We start from the raw sequence: 4,122 nt of genomic DNA on the forward strand, positions 1-4,122 counted from the left end.
CGGGCCCCACGCAAAATGCGGATGCATTTTGCGTGGGAACCCGCCCGCTGCGGGCCTCGCCCTGCAGGGGAGGGGATTTACCCCCTTGTGTTGTGTGATTTGTGGCGCGATGACCACGGGGGCAGGCAGCGTCTCAGCGGTATTTTTGCAGGGCGGTAGCGACGGCGGAGCGGTCGGGGTGTTCGCCTTTGCGTGCTTTTTCTTTTTCTTCGATTTTTTGCAGGAAGTCAAAGCTGTTTGCACCGTCAATCTGGCTGCCGGGTTTGTGGATGCTCTGGTAGGGGTCGGCACCTTTTTCCAGGAGCAGCGCGACGATTTCGGCGTCGTTAAACAATATCGCGGCGTTGAGCGGTTGTAGTCCGGCGCGGTCGGGTTCGTTCAGGTCGCAGCCGTTGGCAATGGCGGTGCCGAGCGCAATGCGCAGTTCGTCCGCGTTGGCTCCGGGCAGGCCGCGCGCGGCGATGAGCGCGTGGATAACCGGCATGGGCTGGGCGTTGGTTTTGATGTGGCATTCTTTGTCGTCGCTGTATTCCACGCCTTCGATGGCGTCGGCAGGTTTGGCGGCTTTTGGGGTTGTTTCTTTTGCGGGTTCGGCAGGTTTTGCAGGTTCGTCGGCGGCAAGGGCGCTGTTGAGGGCAAGGGCGGCGATGAGCGGCAGGGTTTTGTGAAGGTTCATGGTTTTTTCTCTGATTCGGTAGGTAGGGGCTGAAAGGTATGCTGTTTCGGGGATGACGGGTTTGCGGCGGCGGTTATGTCATGAACGCTACCCCCTCCCCAACCCTCCCCCGCTGCGGGTGCTGGCGCACCCTGCGAGGGAGGGAGCAAATCGGCGGAACATTGGCGACGGCGGGCTTTTTCATTTTGTTGACCACCAGACAGTTCCGGTTTTCTCCGGGACAGGTTATGGAAAAAGGGGTAAAGGTTTTGCCTTCACCCCCGTGGTTTTGACGTTTGGATAGCGGGGTATGTCAGCTAACCCCACCCCGTCCCCTCTCCCACAGGGGGAGGGGGAATGGCTGCGCCACGTTTACCGCGTGCGGCGGACTTGCAGTTCGTCGGTGCCGCCGCTGCTGCGCATGGAGCCGCTGGTGATGACGTAGAGGTCGTTGCTTTTCAGGTGGCGGCGCTGGACGAGGTATTCTTCGGCTTCGCGGATGGCTTCGTCGTGCTCTTTGCTGGTATCCAGCCGTGCCGGGCGGACGCTGCGGTAGATGCTCATTTTGCGCTGTACGGCGAGGCTGGGGGTGAGTGCGTGTATCGGCAGGTTGATGCCAAAGCGGCTGATTTGGAAGGCGGTGGTGCCGCTTTCGGTGAGGGCGACGATGGCTTTGGCGTGCAGCAGTTGCGCGGTGAAGACGGCGCTGTTGGCGATGCCCTGGTCGATGCGCTCAACCGGGATTTCGTCGTAGGTGTGGTCAAAGCTCTGGCCGAGTTGCGATTGTTCGGCGGCAGCGCAGATTTCGGCCATGGTGCGCACGGTTTCAAACGGATAGGCACCGGCGGCGGATTCGGCGCTGAGCATGACGGCGTCGGTGCCGTCAATGACGGCGTTGGCGACGTCGGAGACTTCGGCGCGGGTCGGCACCGGGTTGGTGATCATGCTTTCCATCATTTGGGTGGCGGTGATGGTGAAGCGGCGCAGGCGGCGCGCGGTGCGGATGATGCGTTTTTGCAGCGCCGGTACGGCAGGGTTGCCGACTTCGACCGCCAAGTCGCCACGGGCGACCATGACGCCGTCGCTGGCGAGGATGATTTCTTCGAGGTTGGCGATGGCTTCAACCCGCTCGATTTTGGCAATCAGCCCCGGCAGGATTTCGCCACGGTCTTCGGCCTGGCTGACCAGTTGGCGTGCGAGTTCCATGTCGGCGGCGGATTTGACGAAGCTGACGGCGATGTAGTCGGCGCCGATGGCGACCGCGGTTTTGAGGTCCCGGTAGTCTTTTTCGGTGAGCGCCGGGGCGGTGAGGCCGCCGCCCTGTTTGTTGATACCTTTTTTGGATTTGAGCACGGCGGGGTTCTGCACGGTGGTGTGCACTTCGTCGCCGATGACTTGTTCGACTTTGAGTTTGAGCAGGCCGTCGTCCAAGAGGAGGATGTCGCCCGCCTTGACGTCTTTCGGCAGTTCGCGGTAGTCAAGGCCGACGCGGTGGTCTTTGCCTTCGCCTTCGTAGGCGGCGTCAAGGATGAGTTTGTCGCCACGGGCGAGCTCCATTTTGCCGCCAGCGATGACGCCGACGCGGATTTTCGGCCCTTGCAGGTCGGCGATGATGGCGACTTCGCGGCCGACGCGGCGTGAGGCTTCGCGCACTTTGCGCGCGTTTTCGCCGTGGAAGGCGGCGTCGCCGTGGCTGAAGTTGAAGCGGACGACGTTCAGGCCGACGCGGATCATGTGTTCGAGGGTTTCTTCGTCGCTGCTGGCGGGGCCGATCGTGGCGACGATTTTGGTGTGGTGGCTGATGCGCGTAAGGTCGCGGTGTTCTTGGCTCATGGCTGCTCCTGTAGGTAGGTGTAGAGGTTTTCGGCGCTGGCGACGGCATCGAGCGGCACGTCCCAGGGTCGGCGCGGCAGGGTCGCAACGGCTTGACAAGGGTAAGCGATTCCGAGTAGCCACGGCTTGGCGTGCGGTATTTTACGCGCAAACGTGCGGTCGTAAAACCCGCCGCCCATGCCGAGGCGGGTGCCACGGGCGTCCCAGGCGACGAGCGGAGTGATGACGGCGTCAAGGGCGAGCACCTCCAGCGGCGCTTGCAGCGGCGGCGCGGGGATGCCGACGGCGTCCGGCGCGAGGGCGGTGTCTTCTTGATAGGGCAACCACACCAGCGCTTCGCCCTTGCCGCGCACATAGGGCAGGTAGAGGCGGTACCCGGCCTGCCACAGGGCGCGGTTGAGCGGCGCGGTGTCGATTTCTTCCGCCAGGGAGAGGAAGGTGGCGACGCGGCGGATGTCTGCGCGCGCGCGCAGCCAGGCGAGGGCGGTGGCGGCGGTCGCTGCGCTTATCTGTTGGCGTTCTTCGGGGGCGATGGCACGGCGGGCGGCGCGGATGTCGCGGCGGAGTTGTTTGAGGTCGGGGGTCATGGTTGGTCGGGGGTGAGGGAGAGCAGCTCAAAGCCGTCGTCAAAAAAGCTGCTGCGCCGGGCGAGGACGCAGCCATCACGGTCAATCAGCACTTCCTCCTCGCGCGGCCAGTTTTCCGCCAGGTAAACCACGGCGACGCCACGCCAGAATAGCGGGTGGACGATGGCTTCAATGACATGGCGCAGGCGGAAGCGCGGCGGGGTGATGACGCGGCCATGCAGGTCGATCAGTCCCCACTGTTTGTTTTGCCGGTAGGGGATGCGCTCCAGCGCGCCATCCGGGATGCCCATGCCATCGCTGCCATACGGCGCGCTGATGTATGTGCCGTCGCGCCTGATGTAGCGCGGCGGTTGTCCGCGGATACTGACCTGCGCCAGTCCGTCATGAAAGTCGCCCGCCGCGTCGAATTGCGGTGCGATGACTGCTTCGCCTTTTTCGTTGCGGTAGCCCCACAGGCCGTCGCGTTCAAAAGAGGCGAGTCCTTCGGAGTATTCGCCGGGTTTGTTCAGCCTGATGGGCGGCGGTTCGACGGGAATGCGCGGACGGGCGGCGTTTGGTGCGGCGGCGGGTTGTCCCTTGTGGTCGATGTAGCTGTATGCGCCGTCGCGTTTGACTCGCGCGATGCCGTCGTAAAACAGCCCCGGTTGTTCAAATTGCGGCGCGATAATTTCTTCGCCCCGGTCGTTGAGATAACCCCAGCGCGCGCCAACGCGCACCGGGATGGGCGCTCCGGCGACCAGCGCGGCAAAGAAGACGATTTCGTCGTAACGCGGCGGCGTCAGCTCGCGCCCGTCGGCGTCGAGGATGGCGAAGGCGTGGTTGCGCCAGGTGGCGATGCGGCCGTTGTTGAGCCAGACGGCGTTGTCCCAGGCGGCGGCGTACTGCGCCCGCTCATCGCGGCTGAGGAAGCGCCCGGCCTTGAGCCGCGTATCGGCGAAGGTCTCCTCGTCGAAGTATCCCGTGCCGATGAAACGACCGGCGGCGATGTCCGGATTGAGCTGGATGCCCTGCGGCAGGGGCAGCGGGCAGCCGTCGGGTTGGCCGATG

At 63.9% G+C, this 4,122-nt stretch carries 4 protein-coding genes; all 4 read right to left on the reverse strand.

Annotation, left to right across the window (positions count from 1 at the left end; all coding sequences use genetic code 11):
* Positions 1-133 precede the first annotated feature (133 nt).
* Complete coding sequence (locus Q0349_RS04000) at positions 134-676, reverse strand: hypothetical protein (RefSeq protein WP_298079587.1); 543 nt, start codon at positions 674-676, stop codon at positions 134-136.
* Positions 677-1,027: 351 nt separating this feature from the next.
* Complete coding sequence (gene pyk / locus Q0349_RS04005) at positions 1,028-2,488, reverse strand: pyruvate kinase (RefSeq protein ID WP_298079588.1); 1,461 nt, start codon at positions 2,486-2,488, stop codon at positions 1,028-1,030.
* On the reverse strand, positions 2,485-3,075 hold the full coding sequence (locus Q0349_RS04010; protein ID WP_298079589.1) for a 5-formyltetrahydrofolate cyclo-ligase: 591 nt from the start codon (positions 3,073-3,075) through the stop codon (positions 2,485-2,487). The genes pyk and Q0349_RS04010 overlap by 4 nt, the downstream gene beginning before the upstream one ends.
* Positions 3,072-4,122: WG repeat-containing protein (locus Q0349_RS04015; RefSeq protein WP_298079590.1), on the reverse strand; the 1,051-nt coding region annotated here is incomplete at its 5' end. The genes Q0349_RS04015 and Q0349_RS04010, both read right to left, overlap by 4 nt.

It is taken from the genome of uncultured Cardiobacterium sp., from assembly GCF_938028185.1.
Classification (GTDB): Bacteria; Pseudomonadota; Gammaproteobacteria; order Cardiobacteriales; family Cardiobacteriaceae; genus Cardiobacterium.